This is a genomic window from Thiomonas bhubaneswarensis (assembly GCF_001418255.1).
Classification (GTDB): domain Bacteria; phylum Pseudomonadota; class Gammaproteobacteria; order Burkholderiales; family Burkholderiaceae_C; genus Thiomonas; species Thiomonas bhubaneswarensis.
Genome location: NZ_LIPV01000001.1, coordinates 465,415 through 481,870 on the forward strand (window position 1 = coordinate 465,415; position 16,456 = coordinate 481,870).

At 66.9% G+C, this 16,456-nt stretch carries 11 protein-coding genes; 4 read left to right on the plus strand and 7 right to left on the minus strand.

Going from position 1 to position 16,456, the window contains the following annotated elements:
- Nucleotides 1-7 precede the first annotated feature (7 nt).
- Entirely contained in the window at nucleotides 8-2,491 is a 2,484-nt protein-coding gene (locus ASC45_RS02235; protein WP_055449382.1) for a YbcC family protein, read from the minus strand.
- A gap of 1 nt (nucleotide 2,492) precedes the next feature.
- The gene (locus tag ASC45_RS02240; RefSeq protein ID WP_055449383.1) at nucleotides 2,493-4,133 is read right to left on the minus strand and encodes an NADH-quinone oxidoreductase subunit L; all 1,641 of its coding nucleotides are present in this window, start codon (nucleotides 4,131-4,133) and stop codon (nucleotides 2,493-2,495) included.
- A 146-nt stretch (nucleotides 4,134-4,279) separates the two neighbouring features.
- Between ASC45_RS02240 and ASC45_RS02245 the strand changes: the two genes are divergently transcribed.
- A complete protein-coding gene (locus ASC45_RS02245; RefSeq protein WP_055449384.1) occupies nucleotides 4,280-5,206 on the plus strand; it encodes a LysR family transcriptional regulator in 927 nt (308 codons plus the stop codon).
- Between the two features lie 32 nt (nucleotides 5,207-5,238).
- Here ASC45_RS02245 and ASC45_RS02250 read toward each other — a convergent pair whose 3' ends face one another.
- From ASC45_RS02250 to ASC45_RS02260, 3 genes are all read right to left on the minus strand, one after another.
- Nucleotides 5,239-6,387 carry an anhydro-N-acetylmuramic acid kinase gene (locus ASC45_RS02250; protein WP_055449385.1) on the minus strand — a complete coding sequence of 383 codons (1,149 nt, stop codon included), beginning with the start codon at nucleotides 6,385-6,387 and terminating at the stop codon, nucleotides 5,239-5,241.
- Between the two features lie 125 nt (nucleotides 6,388-6,512).
- Entirely contained in the window at nucleotides 6,513-7,913 is a 1,401-nt protein-coding gene (locus ASC45_RS02255) for a M23 family metallopeptidase (protein WP_055449386.1), read from the minus strand.
- The gene (locus ASC45_RS02260) at nucleotides 7,906-9,339 is read right to left on the minus strand and encodes a M23 family metallopeptidase (RefSeq protein ID WP_055449387.1); all 1,434 of its coding nucleotides are present in this window, start codon (nucleotides 9,337-9,339) and stop codon (nucleotides 7,906-7,908) included. Before ASC45_RS02260 ends, ASC45_RS02255 begins: the two co-directional genes overlap by 8 nt.
- A gap of 274 nt (nucleotides 9,340-9,613) precedes the next feature.
- On the opposite strand from ASC45_RS02260, the gene tyrS reads away from it, so the two are divergent.
- The gene (gene tyrS / locus ASC45_RS02265; protein WP_055449388.1) at nucleotides 9,614-10,849 is read left to right on the plus strand and encodes a tyrosine--tRNA ligase; all 1,236 of its coding nucleotides are present in this window, start codon (nucleotides 9,614-9,616) and stop codon (nucleotides 10,847-10,849) included.
- Between the two features lie 78 nt (nucleotides 10,850-10,927).
- Here tyrS and ASC45_RS02270 read toward each other — a convergent pair whose 3' ends face one another.
- Both ASC45_RS02270 and uvrA read right to left on the minus strand, forming a co-directional pair.
- Nucleotides 10,928-11,173: a GlsB/YeaQ/YmgE family stress response membrane protein gene (locus ASC45_RS02270; protein WP_055449389.1), complete on the minus strand. Its 246-nt coding sequence runs from the start codon at nucleotides 11,171-11,173 to the stop codon at nucleotides 10,928-10,930.
- Between the two features lie 76 nt (nucleotides 11,174-11,249).
- Nucleotides 11,250-14,126, minus strand: a complete 2,877-nt coding sequence (gene uvrA, locus ASC45_RS02275) for an excinuclease ABC subunit UvrA (RefSeq protein ID WP_055449390.1) — start codon at nucleotides 14,124-14,126, stop codon at nucleotides 11,250-11,252.
- A gap of 454 nt (nucleotides 14,127-14,580) precedes the next feature.
- Here uvrA and ASC45_RS02280 point away from each other — a divergent pair, with 454 nt between their 5' ends.
- Complete coding sequence (locus ASC45_RS02280; protein WP_245609916.1) at nucleotides 14,581-15,834, plus strand: MFS transporter; 1,254 nt, start codon at nucleotides 14,581-14,583, stop codon at nucleotides 15,832-15,834.
- A 101-nt stretch (nucleotides 15,835-15,935) separates the two neighbouring features.
- Nucleotides 15,936-16,418 carry a single-stranded DNA-binding protein gene (gene ssb / locus ASC45_RS02285; RefSeq protein WP_055449489.1) on the plus strand — a complete coding sequence of 161 codons (483 nt, stop codon included), beginning with the start codon at nucleotides 15,936-15,938 and terminating at the stop codon, nucleotides 16,416-16,418.
- Nucleotides 16,419-16,456: the final 38 nt, after the last annotated feature.

Here is a 16,456-nt window from a genome sequence, read left to right on the forward strand (position 1 = left end):
TTCAGCTTCAGGCCCACTGCCCGTCTGCCTTGCGTCGGTGCGTGTCGCCCGAGGCATCGATCTGCAGGATGTGTAGCCAGCCGCCATCGACCAGTTCACGCACCAGTTGGTGCCTGGCGATGACGGCATCGATTGCCTGCTGCGGCGCCTCAAGGAACACCGACAGCCGCACCGGCTCGTGCATCCACCGCTGACCGTCATGCACCGACTGCAGCGGCAGGCCCACGCGCAAATCGCCGCCGTTGCCCTCGAGCACACCGATGGCGCCGCCGACGATGTTGTGCAGCACCTTGTTGCCACTGCCCAGGCGCGCGGCATCGATCACTGAGCCGTAGTACTGCAGGTTGATCCAGTTGGCCACGACCATCGGCGCGGTCATGATGAGCTCCAGAATCTTGAAGCCCTCATCGTTCTGCCAGACATAGTCGTGCAGAAAGGCGCGGCCCTGCAGATCGATCGCGGCGGTGCGCTGGCGCGGCGCGGCGATGAACGCGGCGTTGTTGGCCAGAGCCCATTCCGGCCGTACCTGCGCCCAGTCGCGGCTGCGCTTTTGCACCTCGACATGCACCTTGTGGTCGGGCAAGTGGGCCAGCCCGAGCAAGGCGGCGCGCTCCATGCGGGCGAGGTCGCCTGCCTGCTCCAGCCACTGCCGGGTCTGTGCCAGATCGTCGTTGAATTCCACCGGGAGGTCGTCGGTATCGAACACCCGCATCGCATCGGTGGTGGTGTCGTGCAGCGCGGGCAGGAACCAGGTGTCCTGCGGGATGATGATGCCGCGCGCCCGCAGTCCCTCACGTACAGCAGGCTGGTTGAGCAGCGCAGCGACCACCCGTGCGCTGGCCTCGCCGGTCTGCCCGGCGCAGGCCCCACAGTCCAGGCTGGTTGCGTGCGGGTTGTTCACCGTGGTGCTTCCATGCCCGACCAGCAGCACCAGGCGGGCGAACTGCTCGGTCAGCGCCATGCTGCGCAGAATGCGCTCGGCGTTGTCCACCCGGTCGGCCTCGGGAATGCCAACAGGCAACACCCGCGTCGGATGCGCATGGCCGCAGCTGGCCGCAGCAGCCGAGGAAATGACCGGGCGCAGCCGGGCGAAGGTGCCAGCGTCCAGCCCCTGCGAGGCGGGATCGGGCACAGGGCGCGACCAGCCCAGGCTGTTGGCCAGTAGCTTGGGCGCGTACATCAGGCCGGCGGCTTCGACGAAAGAAAAACAGGACGCGGCCGACAGCTTGAACCCCTTCCACGCCTTGGCCAAGCCCAGACGCTGGCGGCGCTGCTGCGCGAGATGCGGTGCGCTGCCGCCCTCGATCTGCTCGGGAATGCAATAGCTCGGGTTGAAAATCACCGGCACATGCGTGCGCCCTTGGTCGGCGCCCAGCGGCAGGACTTCGATGAACATGCCGAAGAACCCGGCGAAACCCAGGGTCTGAGCCTTCGGAGCCACGGTTTCCAGACTGCGGCGAAACACTTCCGAGCGTACATCGATGCAGAACGCCGCCTGCACTGCAGGCCGGGGCGTCTGGGCAGCGACGGCGCGCTTGAGCCCGTGGGTGATAGGGCGCTGCACCCCGACTTCCATCGCCAGCAGCAGCACACGGTCGATTTCCGCAGCGGCCTGACGCTTGGCTGAAGGCGCACGCATGCTCTCGGCCAGCATCTCGTGCCAGCGCGCCACCAGCGCCGAGCTGCGCTTTTCCTGGTAGAGCAGCACATCCCACATCAGCCGGATCGCCAGCAGATCGACCACCGAGTCGTTCTGCTCACCCTGCAACTCGGCCTGCCAGCTCAGGTAGCGGGTCCACGAGGCCCAGCCGTTGATGCTCAGCAGTGCGGCATGCAGGTAGCGCTCGACCGCGGCGTCGGGAATCTCCAATTGCGCCAGCGCCCAGGCGATCGCCTCGCGCGGCCTCTCGGGCAGGCGAGCGACGGCGGCGCGAAAGTCGCCCAGGCCCATCATCGCCGGACTGCGGTCGATCATCGCTGCGGCTTTCCAGCTGGCGTAGAGCCCCTGCCCACGCCAGGGCATGGCCACCATCGCCTGACCGAGATCGAAATACGCCGCGCAGTTCAGGCTGATGCGTTCGGTGACGAAGCTGGACCACAGCCCGCCCTCGACCCGCTCCAGGATCACGCTGACCGGTGCCATTCCCAGCCGCGGCTTGGGCGCGCGCGTGGACAGGGTTTGCAGCACGTCCTGCACCTCAAGCGCGCTGCCCAGTCGGGTGAGTGCCTCGTCGATGTCGTCAGGCGTTAGGCGGCCGCTGTCGATCTGCTCGCGCCAATAGTCCCATGGCATGTACAGGCTGCTGCCGACCACCCGCGCGAGCAGATCCGAGGCATCCTGGAAACGCAGGTCACGCAACCCGAAATACGGATTGACCGCAACGAAATGCTTGAGCGGCCACAGCGGGGCGATGCGCGCGCAGGCGGCATCGATGCGGGCGTCGAGCTGTGCCGCGGAGGTGATGGCTTGGGAGGCGTCGTTGAGGTTCATGTCAGGCTCCAGTCGAAAGGTGGGAAGCGGTTTGCGGCGTGGCCTGCGTCGGCGAGGGCCACGCCCGCTGCAGCAGGCGGGTGATCGCCACGTCGATGTACAGGCCGTTGTAGAGGTGCACCCACAGGCGCCGACGCAGCGCTGAGGAGCTGCTGGCGATGAAGCGCTGCGCACCGAGAAGCAGAAGGAACAGCGCGATGACCAGCGGCACCAGCCACGCCTGCGCTGCCGCAGCGCCGGGCTGCAGAGGCAGCACGCTGCCGCGCAACATCATGTCGAATGCGGCATGTAGCAGGTAGTAAGCCGAGCACACCACGGCGGCCAGTCCCACCGCGCGCAGCCACTGCGCCGCGCCAAGCACCGCCGTGGTCTGCAACAACAGCTGGGCGGTGGCCACTGACACGATGGCCGCAGCGGCGATCAGCGCCGGCTCTTGGCGCCAATCCAACCCGAACGTGGCCGCCAGACTGACGGACACCGCCGCGGCAACGGCCAGGATGCCCACCGTCCGCATCGCGCCGCCGCGGGAACTGGAATAGCGCACCACCGGGGCGCGAAAGCCGTCCACCCCGCTGCCGGAGGCCAGAAACGCATGCGCCTTGTACAGCGAATGCGCCACCAGATGCAGCATCGCCAGGCTATAGAGGCCCAGGCCGCATTCGAGCAGCATGAACCCCATCTGCGCGGTGGTGGACCAGGCCAGCGACACCTTGATGCTGGTCTGGGTGAGCATGACCAGCGAGGCCAGCGCTAGCGTCGTCAGACCGATCAGCGCGAGCACCGCCAGCGCCAGACCGGACTGCGACATCAGCGGACTCATGCGCAGCACCAGGAACGCCCCGGCATTGACGATGCCCGCGTGCAGCAGCGCCGAAACCGGCGTGGGCGCCTCCATCACCTGGATCAGCCAGCCGTGCAGCGGAAACTGCGCCGACTTCAGCGCCGCGCTGACCACGACCAAAAGAGCCGCCGCCTGCAGGCCGAGCGGCAGCGGCTGCAGCGGCGCCGCCAGCCGTGCGTACAGCTCGGGCAGCTCCAGGGTGTGCAGGTTGCTGCCGATCAGCAGCACCGCCAGCAGCAGTGCGGCATCGCCGATGCGGCTGGCGACGAACTTCTTGTGCGCCGCGAGCATCGCCGCCGGACGCTCGCGGTAGAACGTGAGCAACTGATGCAGGCACAGGCTGGTGGACATCCACGCCAGCGCGAACAGCAGCAGATTGCCGCTGACGATCAGCGTCAGGATGGACGCCAGGGTCCACATCAGCCACAGGTGAAACCGCCCCTGCCCGACTTCGCGATCGAGGTAGGTGCGGGCATAGCGCGAGACGATCACGCCAACGAAGGAAACCAGCAGCAGCATCACCAGGGTGACCGCGTTCAGGTAGACGCTCAGCGAAAACGCGCCCACATCGCCCGGCAGGGCAATGGAAAACGCAGTCCACGCCACAGGCGGCTTCAGCGCGAAGATGGCGGCGATGCCTGTCGCTGCGGCGAAAGCGGCCCAGGCAGCCGCCGTATTGAGCCTGGCGACAGCGGAAGGCCGTGCCGCAGCCCAGCGGCTGCCGACCAGTCCGGCCAGCCAGAGCACCGCAGGGGGCACCAGGCCGATGGCGGGAGAAATAGCAGGTGTGATGTCCGTCATGGGGCTCTCCTTGGATTGATCGCAGCGCCGCCGGAATGGGCACGCTTTGGATGGGGAGGCAGTCTAGGGAGAGCTCCAACAAAACTCTAATGAATTGTTATCATAAAAACCATTGCCTTAAAGCTATACATTGCCGGAGCGACCCGATGCTGCATGTCACCCTGCGTCAATTGCGCACCTTTGAGGCCGTAGCGCGGCTGCGCAGCTTTTCGCGCGCGGCCGACGAGCAGCACGTCACCCAGCCCACGGTGTCCAAGCAGATTCGCTTGCTTCAAGAGACCGTGGGGCTGCCTCTTCTCGAGCAGATCGGCAAGCGCATCTATCTCACCCAGGCAGGCGAAGCGCTGTATGCCACCTGCGGTGGATGGCTGGAGACCTGGGGCCGGTTCGAGCAGACCATCGCCGACCTGAAAGGCATCAAGCAGGGGAGGCTGCGCATCGCCACGGTGACCACCACCAAATACTTCATGCCGCGTTTGCTCGGTCCGTTCTGCAATACCTATCCCGGCATCGACATCGCGCTGGAAGTAGTCAACCGCGACCGCGTACTCGAACGCATGGCGCGCAATCAGGACGATCTGTATGTGATGGGCGTACCGCCGGACGATCTGGACATCGTGCGCGAGCCCTTTCTGGAAAACACCCTGGTCGTGCTGGCCGCGGCGACGCATCCACTGGCCGGGCGCAGCGATATCACCCTGGACGAAGTCGCCAAGGAGCCTTTCATCCTGCGCGAGCACGGCTCGGGCACGCGGCTGACCGTGGAGCGGGTGTTTCGCGAACGCGGTCTTAGCTTGAGTGTGCGCATGGAACTCGGTAGCAACGAGGCGATCAAGCAGGCAGTCGCTGGCGGGCTGGGGCTGGGCATCCTGTCTCTCAGTACCCTGCATGCCGACCCGCGTCTCGACGAGGTTGCGGTGCTCGACGTGGAGAACTTCCCCATCCGACGCCACTGGTATGTGGTTTGGCCACGCGACAAGGAACTGTCTGTGGTCGCCAAGGCCTTTCTGGACTTTTTGCGCGGCCATGTGGATCTGCTCACGCACCGCGAGCCAGTGCCGACTTCGGCATGACATGCCGACAGGAGTCTGTCGGCGTCCGGTTGTCACGCCGGGTAGATCGCCCCGAGGATGCGCGGCCCGGCCGCGCCGGTGACCGCGGGCAGGTTGCCGGGCAGGCCGAGCAAGGTTTGCCGTGCCAGCCAGGCGAAGGCAGCGGCCTCGACCTGATCGGCGGGAATGCCGAGCGCATCGCTGGTTTGGCAAGCCACGCCGGGCAATGTGGCCTGAAGGCGGCGCAGAGAATCGGCGTTGCGCGCGCCGCCGCCGCAGATCACGAGCTGCGCGACCTGCGGCATGGCGCGCAGCAGCGCCTGCGCGACGCTGCTCGCGGTCAGTGCCGACAGCGTGGCCTGCACGTCCTGCGGCGCGGGGGGCTCAGGCAGTCGCGCCAGGTGGCGTTCGAGCCAGGCGGGATGGAAGTCGTCGCGCCCGGTGCTCTTGGGCGCGACGCGGGCAAAGAACGGATCGGCCAGCAAGGCGCGCAGCAGTTCCGGCAACACCACTCCGCCTGCCGCCCATGCGCCGCCTTCGTCGAACGCCTGGCCGATGTGGCGCTGCGCCCAATGGTCGAGCAAGGCGTTGCCCGGGCCGGTGTCGAAACCGAGGGTGCGGCCATCGGCGAACAGCAGGGAGAGATTGGCAAACCCGCCCAGATTCAGCACCGCGACATCGGCTCCGGGCTGGGCGAACACGGCGCGGTGAAAGGCGGGCACCAGCGGCGCGCCCTGGCCACCAGCCGCCACGTCGCGGCTGCGGAAATCGGCCACCACGGCGATGCCGCAACGCTCGGCGAGAAGGGCGGGCGCGCCCAACTGCACGGTGTAGCCGAGGTCGGGGCGATGACGCACCGTCTGCCCGTGCGCACCGATGGCGCGCACTGCGGAGGCTTTCAGCCCCGTGGACTGCAGCAAGTCCGCGACCACGGCTGAGTAGAGCTCCACGAGTTGGAGCGACGCGAGGGCGCCGCGATGCAACTCGTCTGCCCCGGCAGTATTGAGCGCGAGGAACTCGGCGCGCAATCCCTCAGGAAAAGGGCGCGCGGCATGCGCCCGCACCTGGGGTGTTCCGCCAGCAAGCGGACTGTCGAGCAGTACGCCGTCGACCCCGTCGAGCGAGGTGCCCGACATCAGGCCGATGTAGAGCGAGGCGGGATCAGAGGGTGTGAATGAATCCGGCGTGGCCGAGCAGCGCATCCCAGGGGCTCCAATCAAGGCGCAAAGCACAGCCGTGCCCGCCAGCACGGCGAGCATTTGCAACGCCGAGTGGGGCCCCTGGGGTGCGATGAGCGGCCATGGCGGATTTGTTCACACCCTCTCTCTCAATCAACACGCGCCAGCCGGACTGCGTCGTCGCTGCCCGCGGCCTGCGCGAGCTGGTTGCGCATCACCGCCGTGGCGGCGTAGAAGGAAGCCTTCTCGCCCGGCGGCAGCGGCTTGCCCTGGGGCACATAGCTGGCCATGCGCAACGGGTCGATCAGACGCCCGGCGGCATGGAATTCAAAATGAAGGTGCGGTCCGGTGGACGTGCCGGAATTGCCGGTCTTACCGATGATCTGGCCTTCGCTGACCGTCTGCCCGGGCTTGACGGCGATGCTGCTCAGGTGAGCGTAAACCGTCTCGAAGCCACCGGCATGGTTGATCTTGATGACGTTGCCGTAACCACTCTGCACCCCGGCAAACTTCACCCGCCCCTCGGCCACGCTGGGCACGGGCGTGCCGATGGGCGCGGCAAAGTCCACGCCTTCGTGCATTTCACGCGTGCCGCGCACCGGGTGGGTGCGCATGCCGAAGGGTGAGGTGACCTTGGCACCGGGCAGGGGCGAAGACGCCCAGGTCTTTTCGAGGCCCATGCCGGCCGGGGTGTAATAGGCGCCGGTGGTATCGCCAGGGCTGGCAAACCAGACGGCCTGCCGCACCACGCCACGGCTGCGCACCTCGGCGGCGAGCAGGCGCCCGGGGCGCATGTCGCGGCCGTCGAGGGTGTGCATCTGATAGACCAGCGCCACCTGGTCGCCACGGCGCAGGCTGCGCCGCAGATCGATCTGGGGTGCGAACACCTTGATGAGCTGGGTGCCGACGGACGCGGGCACGCTGGACTGCGCCAGCGCGGTGCTCAAAGCGCCGCGCACCGGCACCGACGCCAGCCGGGTGCGCACCTCCATGCGGCGCTCAACGGTTGCCACGTTCAGCGCGCCGTCCGCGGCCGAGCGCACCTGCAGTTCACGCCACACCGGCACGGCGTAGGGGTCGATATCGCTGGGCAGGGGCAGCATGGCATCGAGCTGAAGCAGTTCGCCCTGCGCATTGACCACGGCCCGCACCGGCTGCGACGACGCCCCACCCGTCACCAGAGCGCGCATGCGCGCATCCGAGCCGAGCTGGCGCACGGCCTCGGGGTCGGTGACGCCCAGACGGCGCAGCAGTTGCTGCACCGTGTCCTGGCGGCGCACGGTGGTGCTATGGGTGTAGCGCAGATCGGCGTCGGCGATGGCGGCAGTCTGCGCCAGCACCTGGGCGTCGAACTCGGTCGCCACCGTGGCGCGCGGGGGCAGTTGCGGCTGGGCCTCAACCAGGGCGTAGGCCCCGGCGCTGCTCAGCAACAGCGCACCGCCCACGCCTGCGGCGAGGCGACGCGGATGGGCGCGCAGCGCCGAGTAAACCGAGGCGGACAGTTGGGTGAGCCGCAGGACGGCGAGCTTGCCACGGGAAAGATCAACCATGCCGCGCCTCCTTGCCGGTGGCGGCGTCGGCCTGCATCACCGCATCGGCGCCGCCGTCGATCAGCGCCAGCAACTGCCGCGGCTCCTTGGTCTGGGCCAGGAATTCGGCGCGCAGCGCGGCGGGCACCGGCGTGCCCTTGGGCGCGTATTGCGCGATGGTCAAGGGGTTGACCGGCGTGCCGTGGACGAAGAACTGGAAGTACAGGTGCGGCCCGGTGGACCAGCCGGTGTTGCCCGACAGCGCCACCACCTCGCCCTGCTTGACCTGCTCGCCCACATGCACCTTGAAGGCACTCAGGTGCGAGTAGATGGTGGCAAAGCCGCCGGGATGCTCGACCTTGACGTACTTGCCGTAGCCCGTGCCCCAGCCGGCGTACACCACACGGCCATCGGCGATGGTCTTGACCGGCGTGCCCACGGGAATGGCCAGGTCGATGCCCTTGTGAAACTCGTGGAAGTGCATCACCGGGTTTTCGCGCCAGCCCCAGCCGGAGGTGATGCGGTCGTAAGGCAGGGGCGACAGCAGGAAGGCGCGGCTCAGACTATCGCCATTCGGGGCGTAATAGCCCGAGGCCTTGGTATCGCCCTTGGCATCGAACCAGACGGCCTTGTAGTCGTGACCTTGATTGACGAATTCCGCAGACACCAGGCGGCCGTCGGTCAGCGTCTGGCCCTGCGCCTGGTACACCCGGTAGACCACGTTAAAGCGGTCGCCCGGACGCAGATTGCGGCGGAAATTGATCTGGGTGTCGAACACGTCGATCAGCTGCGAAGCGACGTTGTGCGGCATGCCGGCCTCGTCGGCTGCGGCAAAGAAAGTGGTTTTCACCGTGCCGCTGGCCACGCGCAGGGCCGCCTTCACGGTGCGCGACTGGGTCTGCACGTCCCAGCCGCTGGGCGTGGCCTTCACACTGAGTTCGCGCCACTGGCGGGCGTCCGCAGGGCCACCCTCCACCGGCTTGAGACCGGGCAGGCGGCCTTGAAGGGATTGCATCTCACCCAGATTGCTCACCTGGGCACTCACCACGCGGCCCGGATCGCCGCTCACCAGCGCACGCATCTCGGCGCTCGCGCTGAGCTGGCGCAACTGCTGCGGATCGGTCACCTGCAGCCTGCGCAGCAGCGACTCGACCGTATCGTTCGCCCGCACATGCGCGGTGGTGTAAACCACCTCATCGGCGACGGAGAGCTGGTCGGCCTGCTGCGGCGCGGTGCTCGCCACGGCCACGCTCACCCAGGTGGGCGCCGGCGGATGCGCCTGCGGACCTTCGTAAGCCAGCGCGAAGGCGGCGGCGCTGGTCAACAGCAAGCTCCCCCCCACGCCTGCCAACACCCGTTTGTGATGCTGATGCAGCCAGACCGTCAGATCGCGGCCCCAGGCCTGCGCGCTTTGCGCGGCGGCCTGCCTGAATTCGACAAAAGACATTCCCACTCCTCACACTTCAGGCCGGAAGCCCGACAATGGAAAGTGGCGCCAGAAACCCTGTTTCCGACACCGTGATGGCTCCACCGACAACGGGCTGCGAGGCGAACCATGCGCCTTCGAGCACACCCTGGGCGCGGCTGGAACCCACCCGGCTGAGCGCCGGGCTCCAACAGTCACGCTGTGGCACCGAATACACTGCACCCCTGAAACAGGGTGCAGCACGGACAAAGGCGCGAGTCTAGCAGCCCGCTTCACCTCCATTTTGATTTCCCCCATGACCGACTCAAACTCCCCCGCAGACCTGCCGGACGGCGTGCGCCAGGCCCTCGACATCACCAAGCGCGGCTGCGCCGAACTGCTGGTGGAGGCCGACTGGATCGCCAAACTGACCCGCAGCGCCCGAACCGGCCAGCCCCTGCGCATCAAACTCGGCCTCGACCCCACCGCTCCCGACATTCATATCGGCCACACGGTGGTGCTCAACAAGCTTCGACAGTTGCAAGATCTGGGCCACACGGTCATTTTTCTCATCGGCGACTTCACCTCGCGCATCGGCGACCCTTCCGGGCGCAACGCCACCCGCCCGCCGCTGACCCTCGAGCAGATCAAGACTAACGCCGAGACCTACTACGCCCAGGCCAGTCTGGTGCTCGATCCGCAGAAAACCGAGATTCGCTACAACTCCGAGTGGAGCGAGCCGCTGGGAGCCGACGGCATGATCCGCCTGGCCGCCAAATACACCCTGGCGCGGCTGCTCGAGCGCGACGATTTCACCAAGCGCTTCAAGGAAGGCGTGCCGATTGCCATGCACGAGCTGCTCTACCCGCTGATGCAGGGTTACGACTCGGTGGCGCTCAAGAGCGATCTCGAACTCGGCGGCACCGACCAGAAGTTCAATCTGCTGGTGGGGCGCGAACTGCAGCGCGAATACGGCCAGGAGCCGCAGTGCATTCTCACCATGCCGCTGCTCGAAGGGCTGGACGGCGTGGAAAAAATGTCCAAGTCCAAGGGCAATTACATCGGCATCCAGGAGCCGCCCGCGACCATGTTCGCCAAGCTGCTCTCCATCAGCGACACGCTGATGTGGCGCTACTTCGAGCTGCTGTCGTTCCGCCCGATGAGCGAAATTGCCGCGCTGAAGGCTGAAGTTCAGGCCGGGCGCAACCCCAAAGACGCCAAGGTGATGCTGGCGCGCGAAATCGTCACGCGCTTCCACTCGGCCGTCGCGGCCGACGCGGCCGAGGCCGACTTCGCCCTGCGCGCCAGCGGCGGCATTCCCGACGATATTCCCGAACTGCGCCTGTCCCTGCCTGAAGGCGGGCTCGCCCTGCCGCAGGCGCTCAAGCAGGCCGGGCTGGTGCCCTCCACCGCCGAGGGCGTGCGCATGATCGAACAGCGCGGCGTGCGCATCGACGGCACGGTCGCCGATGACCGCACCCTCAAGCTCGCAGCGGGCACGGTGGTGCTGCAGGTGGGCAAACGCAAGTTCGCCCGGGTGACGCTGGGCTGAACCTGAGGCGCCGCCGGGCGCGCGCCATCAAGACGCGGCACCCGTCGACGTTTTTCGTCGCCCAACCTGCAAAAGTTGTCAGGCTCTTTTCACCAGCCGGATCAGGAACAGCAGGATGATGGCGCCGATGGTCGCCACGATCAGACTGGGCAGGATGCCCGCGCCCGGAAACAGCCCCAGCGCGCGGAACACGAAGCCGCCGATGAACGCGCCCACCACGCCGACGACCAGATCGCCCAGCACGCCGAAGCCACCGCCGCGCATGATCTTGCCTGCAAGCCAACCCGCGATCAGACCGATGATCAGAAATCCGATGAGTCCCATCTCACCCTCCTTGGCCCGCAGGGGCTGTTGACATCGACGATGGGCGCGAAGGTAACAGCTTCGGAGTGTTTTCGTCTTACGCCATTCGCAGCACCCGCCCCAGGTACGGCCCGGTCACGCTGTCGGGATGCGAGGCGATGGCTTCGGGCGTGCCTTCGGCGATCAAACGGCCGCCGCCTGCGCCGCCTTGCGGGCCGAGCTCGACGATCCAGTCTGCGCTGGCGAGCACGTCGAGGTTGTGCTCGATGATGACGATGGTGTTGCCCGCTTCGCGCAACTGGAACAGCACGCCCAGCAGCAGTTCGATGTCGGCGAAGTGCAGGCCTGTCGTCGGCTCGTCGAGGATGTAGAGGGTGCGGCCGGTGTCGCGCTTGGAGAGTTCGAGCGCGAGTTTCACCCGCTGCGCCTCGCCGCCCGACAGGGTGATGGCCGACTGGCCGAGGCGGATATAGCCCAGCCCCACGTCCTTGAGCGTCTGCAACTTGCGGGCGATGGCGGGCACGGCCGAGAAGGTTTCCAGCGCCTGCTCCACCGTGAGGTCGAGCGCCTGCGCGATGCTCAGGCCGCGGTAGGTGACTTCCAGCGTTTCGCGGTTGTAGCGCTGGCCGCCGCACACGTCGCAGGGCACGTAGAGGTCGGGCATGAAATGCATTTCCACCTTCACCGCGCCGTCGCCCTGGCACGCCTCGCAGCGGCCGCCCTTCACATTGAAGGAGAAGCGTCCGGCGTCGTAGCCGCGCTCGCGCGCCACGGGGGTCTGCGCGTAAAGCTCGCGGATGGGGGTGAACAGCCCGGTGTAGGTGGCCGGATTGCTGCGCGGCGTGCGGCCGATGGGCGACTGATCGACCGCGATCACCTTGTCGAGCTGATCGAGCCCGTCGAGGGTGGCATAGGGCGCGGGCTCCACAGACGCGCGGTTGAGCTCGCGAGCGCAGGCGGCATAGAGCGTGTCGTTGATGAGGGTGGACTTGCCCGAGCCCGAAACCCCCGCCACGCAGGTGATGCGCCCCAGCGGAAAGCGCGCGGTGACGTCGTGCAAGTTGTTGCCGCAGGCCCCGCTCAGGGTAAGCCACTTTTCGGGCGCGGCGCTTTGCCGTGGCTTGCCGCGAAACACGCTGCGCTGGCCGCTCAGATAAGCGCCGGTGATCGAGTTGGGATCGGCCATGACCTGCTGCGGTGTGCCCTGGGCGATGATGCGCCCGCCGTGCTCACCCGCGCCGGGCCCCATGTCCACGACATGATCGGCGCAAAGGATGGCGTCGCTGTCGTGCTCCACCACCAGCACGCTGTTGCCCAGATCGCGCAGGCGTTTGAGGGTGGCGATCAGTCGGTCGTTGTCGCGCTGGTGCAGGCCGATGGAGGGTTCGTCGAGCACGTACATCACCCCGGTCAGCCCCGAGCCGATCTGGCTGGCCAGGCGAATGCGCTGCGCCTCGCCGCCCGACAGGGTGTCGGCGCTGCGGTCGAGGGTGAGGTAGTCAAGCCCGACGTCGATGAGAAAACGCAGGCGGCTGCCGATCTCGTGCACCAGACGCGCGGCCACTTCGGCGCGCTGGCCCTCGAGCCGCAGCGCCTCGAACCAGTCGTGCAGCTCGCGCAGGGGACGATGCGCCAAAGCCTGCAACCGCTCGCCGCCGACGGTGACGTTGCGCGCCACAGGCCCGAGACGCGCTCCCAGACAGTCGGGACAGGTCTGCACGGTGCGCATGCGCGCGAGTTCTTCGCGCACCGCCGGGCTGTCGGTCTCGATCCAGCGGCGCTCCAGATTGGGCACGATGCCCTCGAACGCATGCGTCTTGACCGTGGGCTTGTTGCGGTCGTTGAGATAGGTGAAGGCGATGGCCTCGGCCCCGCTGCCATGCAGCAGCACCTGGCGCACCGGCTGCGGCAACTGCTCGTAGGGCGTGTCGAGATCGAAGCCGTAATGCGCGGCCAGCGCCTGCAGCATCTGAAAGTAGAAGGCGTTGCGCCGGTCCCAGCCGCGAATCGCGCCGCTGGCCAGACTGAGCTCGGGGTGCGCCACCACCCGCGCCGGGTCGAAGCGCTCGACCTGCCCCAGCCCGTCGCAGGTGGGGCAGGCGCCGGCCGGATTGTTGAAGGAAAACATCTTCGGTTCGAGCAGCGGCGCGGTAAAACCGCAGACCGGGCAGGTGGGGCGGCTGTGGAAGGTGGTCAGCTCGCCGCTGTCGGCGTCGAGCGCGCCGACCTGGCCATCGGACAGGCGCAGCGCCGTCTCCAGGCTCTCGGCCAGACGCTGGCGCAGATCGGGGCCGGTCTTGATGCGGTCCACCACCACCTCGATGCGCTGCGGCGCCGGTGCATCGGGGCCGGGCAGGCTCTGCGCATCGACCACCACGCCATCGAGCCGAAAGCGCACGAAGCCCTGCGCCCGCAGCGCCGCCAGCCGCCCGGCTGCCGACGCTCCGGTCTGGCCCGTCGGCAGAGGCGCAAGGATGAGCAGACGACGCCCCTGCGGCCAAGCGACGAGGGCATCGACCATCTGCGAAATCGTCTGCGCCTGCAAGGGCTCGTCGGGATGGTTGGGGCAATGCGGCGTGCCCGCGCGGGCGTACAGCAGCCGCAGGTAATCGTGGATTTCCGTCACCGTGCCCACGGTGGAGCGCGGGTTGTGGCTGGTGGCCTTCTGCTCGATGGCAATCGCCGGGGCAAGCCCTTCGATCAGATCGACGTCGGGCTTTTCCATCAACTGCAGAAACTGCCGCGCATAGGCCGACAGGCTTTCCACATAGCGGCGCTGCCCTTCGGCGTACAGCGTGTCAAAAGCCAGCGACGACTTGCCCGAACCCGACAGCCCGGTGATGACCACCAGTTTGTTGCGCGGCAGATCGAGCGAGATGTTTTTCAGATTGTGAGTCCGCGCCCCGCGCACGCGAATCAGCGCCTCGCCCTGCACACTGGCCAGCGGTTCAGACGAAGGGGTGAGGTCGATCATGGGAGCAAGCGGAAAAAAACCAACCCGACACTATAAGGTGCCGAAGCGATCCGACCCCAACACGGACATTCGAGCGACGCGAACAGCACAAACCAGGAGTCAGTCGGACTTGAGGATCGCAGGCTGCAAAATGGCCCTGTGGCGCCCTGCGGCAGCGTCTTTTTGTCCCATAGTCCCGCTATGGGGCAAAAAGCCGTCGCCACATGCCCCTTTTTTCGCCATCCGCGCCCCAAGCCCGACAGACTCCTAGCCTAAAGAGAGCTTCGGATGAAACGGCATGTAAACACGGGCACTTCTCGACAGATTCCGTGACGAAACGGCTCGGCGCTTGCGCGAAAATGCGGGGAAATCGCAGCTTGCTCCAAACGTGTACACGTGTACGTGCGCAGGCCTTCATCAAGCGACCGCTCATGCGCGCCCCGATGCGTGCAGCGGTCCTTTCGAACTCCAGACCATGGCTTCCAAATCCTCCCGACGATCACCCTCCACCGCCGCCGATGCCATGACCCCGGCCGAGCGTCGTGCCAGCAACACGCTGGCGTCGATCTACGGCCTGCGCATGCTCGGGCTGTTTTTCATCCTGCCGGTCTTCGCCGTCTATGCGCAGCATCTGCCACATGGGCACGACAAGTTTCTCGTCGGTCTGGCGCTGGGCATCTACGGCCTCACCCAGGCCATCATGCAGATTCCCTTCGGCGTGGCCAGCGACCGGCTGGGGCGCAAGCCGGTGATGGTGTTCGGGCTGGTGCTGTTCGCCATCGGCTCCTTCGTGGCCGGGGCGAGCGACAACCTCTACCTCATCATCATCGGCCGCGCCATTCAGGGCTCGGGCGCCATTTCGGCCGCCATTTCCGCCATGATTGCCGACTCCACCCGCGAGCAGCATCGCACCAAGGCCATGGCCATGGTGGGCATGACCATCGGCTTTGCCTTCATCCTCTCGCTGGTGGCGGGCCCGCCGGTCTATCACGCCATCTCGGTGCCCGGCATGTTCGACCTCACCGGCATCCTCGCCATCGTGGCCATCGCCGTGGTCATCTGGGTGGTACCGCCCGCGCCCATGAGCACCTACTCCGAAGAGATCGAGGGTCATTGGGCCAAGGCGGTATTCACCCCGGCGCTGCTCAAGCTCGACTTCTCGATCTTCGTCGTCAACTTTCTGCAGGTGAGCATGTTCGTGGTCGTGCCCGTGGCGCTGGTGCAGTACGCCGGCATTCCGCTGCTGCACCACTGGATGGTCTATCTGCCCGTCACGCTGATCTCGTTCGCCCTGGCAATCCCCGGCATCATCTGGGCCGAGAAGTACGGCTACATGAAACCCGTCTTCGTCGGCAGCGTGGCGCTGCTGGTGCTCACCATGCTGGGCTTCGCCGCGGGCTACAAGCACCCGGTGGCGCTCATCGCCGCGCTGTTCTTCTTCTTCCTCGCCTTCAATGTGATGGAAGCGCTGCTGCCCTCGCTGGTGTCGCGCACCGCGCCGCCCAACCGCAAGGGCCTGGCGCTGGGCATCTACAACACCGGGCAATCGCTCGGTTTGTTCGCCGGGGGTGCCGTGGGCGGCTTGCTGGCCCAATACGCCAGCAAGGAAGGCGTGTTCCTGGCGGCCGCGGCGCTTGCGGCACTGTGGCTCGTCGTCGCGGCCACGATTCAGCCGCCGCCTAAGCGGCACAAGCCCAGCGAGGCCGAAGCAGCCCCCGCGCAGGCGTAGAGCGCCTGACCGATCGCATCCTGACCGGCTTGACGGCGGCTGGCGCTATGCTTGCCGCCATCGTTCCGCAGCCCGCGGGGCGCCGCAATTCAGGACACCTCATGGCCTCCGTCAACAAAGTCATCCTCATCGGCAATCTCGGCCGCGACCCCGAAACCCGCTACGCCCCCAGTGGCGCAGCCATCTGCAACATCACCCTCGCCACCACGCGCAACTGGAAAGACAAGGCCAGCGGCGAAAAGCGCGAGGAAACCGAGTGGCACCGAGTGGTTTTCTACGACCGCTTGGCCGAGATCGCAGGCGAATACCTGAAGAAGGGCCGCCCGGTGTACGTGGAAGGCCGCCTGAAAACCCGCAAGTGGACCGACAAGGACGGCATCGAGAAATACACCACCGAGATCATCGCCGAAGAAATGCAACTGCTCGGCAGCCGTGAAGGCGGAGTCGGCGCAGAAGACGACGGCGGCTACAGCCGCTCGCGCGACACCGTGCCCAGCCGCACCGCACCCAGCCGCGCCCCCGCCCCGGCCGCCAGCAAGCCGGCAAGCGACTTCAGCGACATGGACGACGACATTCCGTTCTAACCGGGCTCTTGCAAAGCTGACGGCTCGCCACCGCCCCC

Bases quoted from the DNA above. Each gene is read 5' to 3' on its own strand.
- uvrA (WP_055449390.1), bottom strand. From the start codon at position 14,126: ATGATCGACCTCACCCCTTCGTCTGAACCGCTGGCCAGTGTGCAGGGC.
- ASC45_RS02235 (WP_055449382.1), bottom strand. From the start codon at position 2,491: ATGAACCTCAACGACGCCTCCCAAGCCATCACCTCCGCGGCACAGCTC.
- ssb (WP_055449489.1), top strand. From the start codon at position 15,936: ATGGCCTCCGTCAACAAAGTCATCCTCATCGGCAATCTCGGCCGCGAC.
- ASC45_RS02270 (WP_055449389.1), bottom strand. From the start codon at position 11,173: ATGGGACTCATCGGATTTCTGATCATCGGTCTGATCGCGGGTTGGCTT.
- ASC45_RS02240 (WP_055449383.1), bottom strand. From the start codon at position 4,133: ATGACGGACATCACACCTGCTATTTCTCCCGCCATCGGCCTGGTGCCC.
- tyrS (WP_055449388.1), top strand. From the start codon at position 9,614: ATGACCGACTCAAACTCCCCCGCAGACCTGCCGGACGGCGTGCGCCAG.
- ASC45_RS02250 (WP_055449385.1), bottom strand. From the start codon at position 6,387: ATGCGCTGCTCGGCCACGCCGGATTCATTCACACCCTCTGATCCCGCC.
- ASC45_RS02255 (WP_055449386.1), bottom strand. From the start codon at position 7,913: ATGGTTGATCTTTCCCGTGGCAAGCTCGCCGTCCTGCGGCTCACCCAA.
- ASC45_RS02245 (WP_055449384.1), top strand. From the start codon at position 4,280: ATGCTGCATGTCACCCTGCGTCAATTGCGCACCTTTGAGGCCGTAGCG.
- ASC45_RS02280 (WP_245609916.1), top strand. From the start codon at position 14,581: ATGGCTTCCAAATCCTCCCGACGATCACCCTCCACCGCCGCCGATGCC.
- ASC45_RS02260 (WP_055449387.1), bottom strand. From the start codon at position 9,339: ATGTCTTTTGTCGAATTCAGGCAGGCCGCCGCGCAAAGCGCGCAGGCC.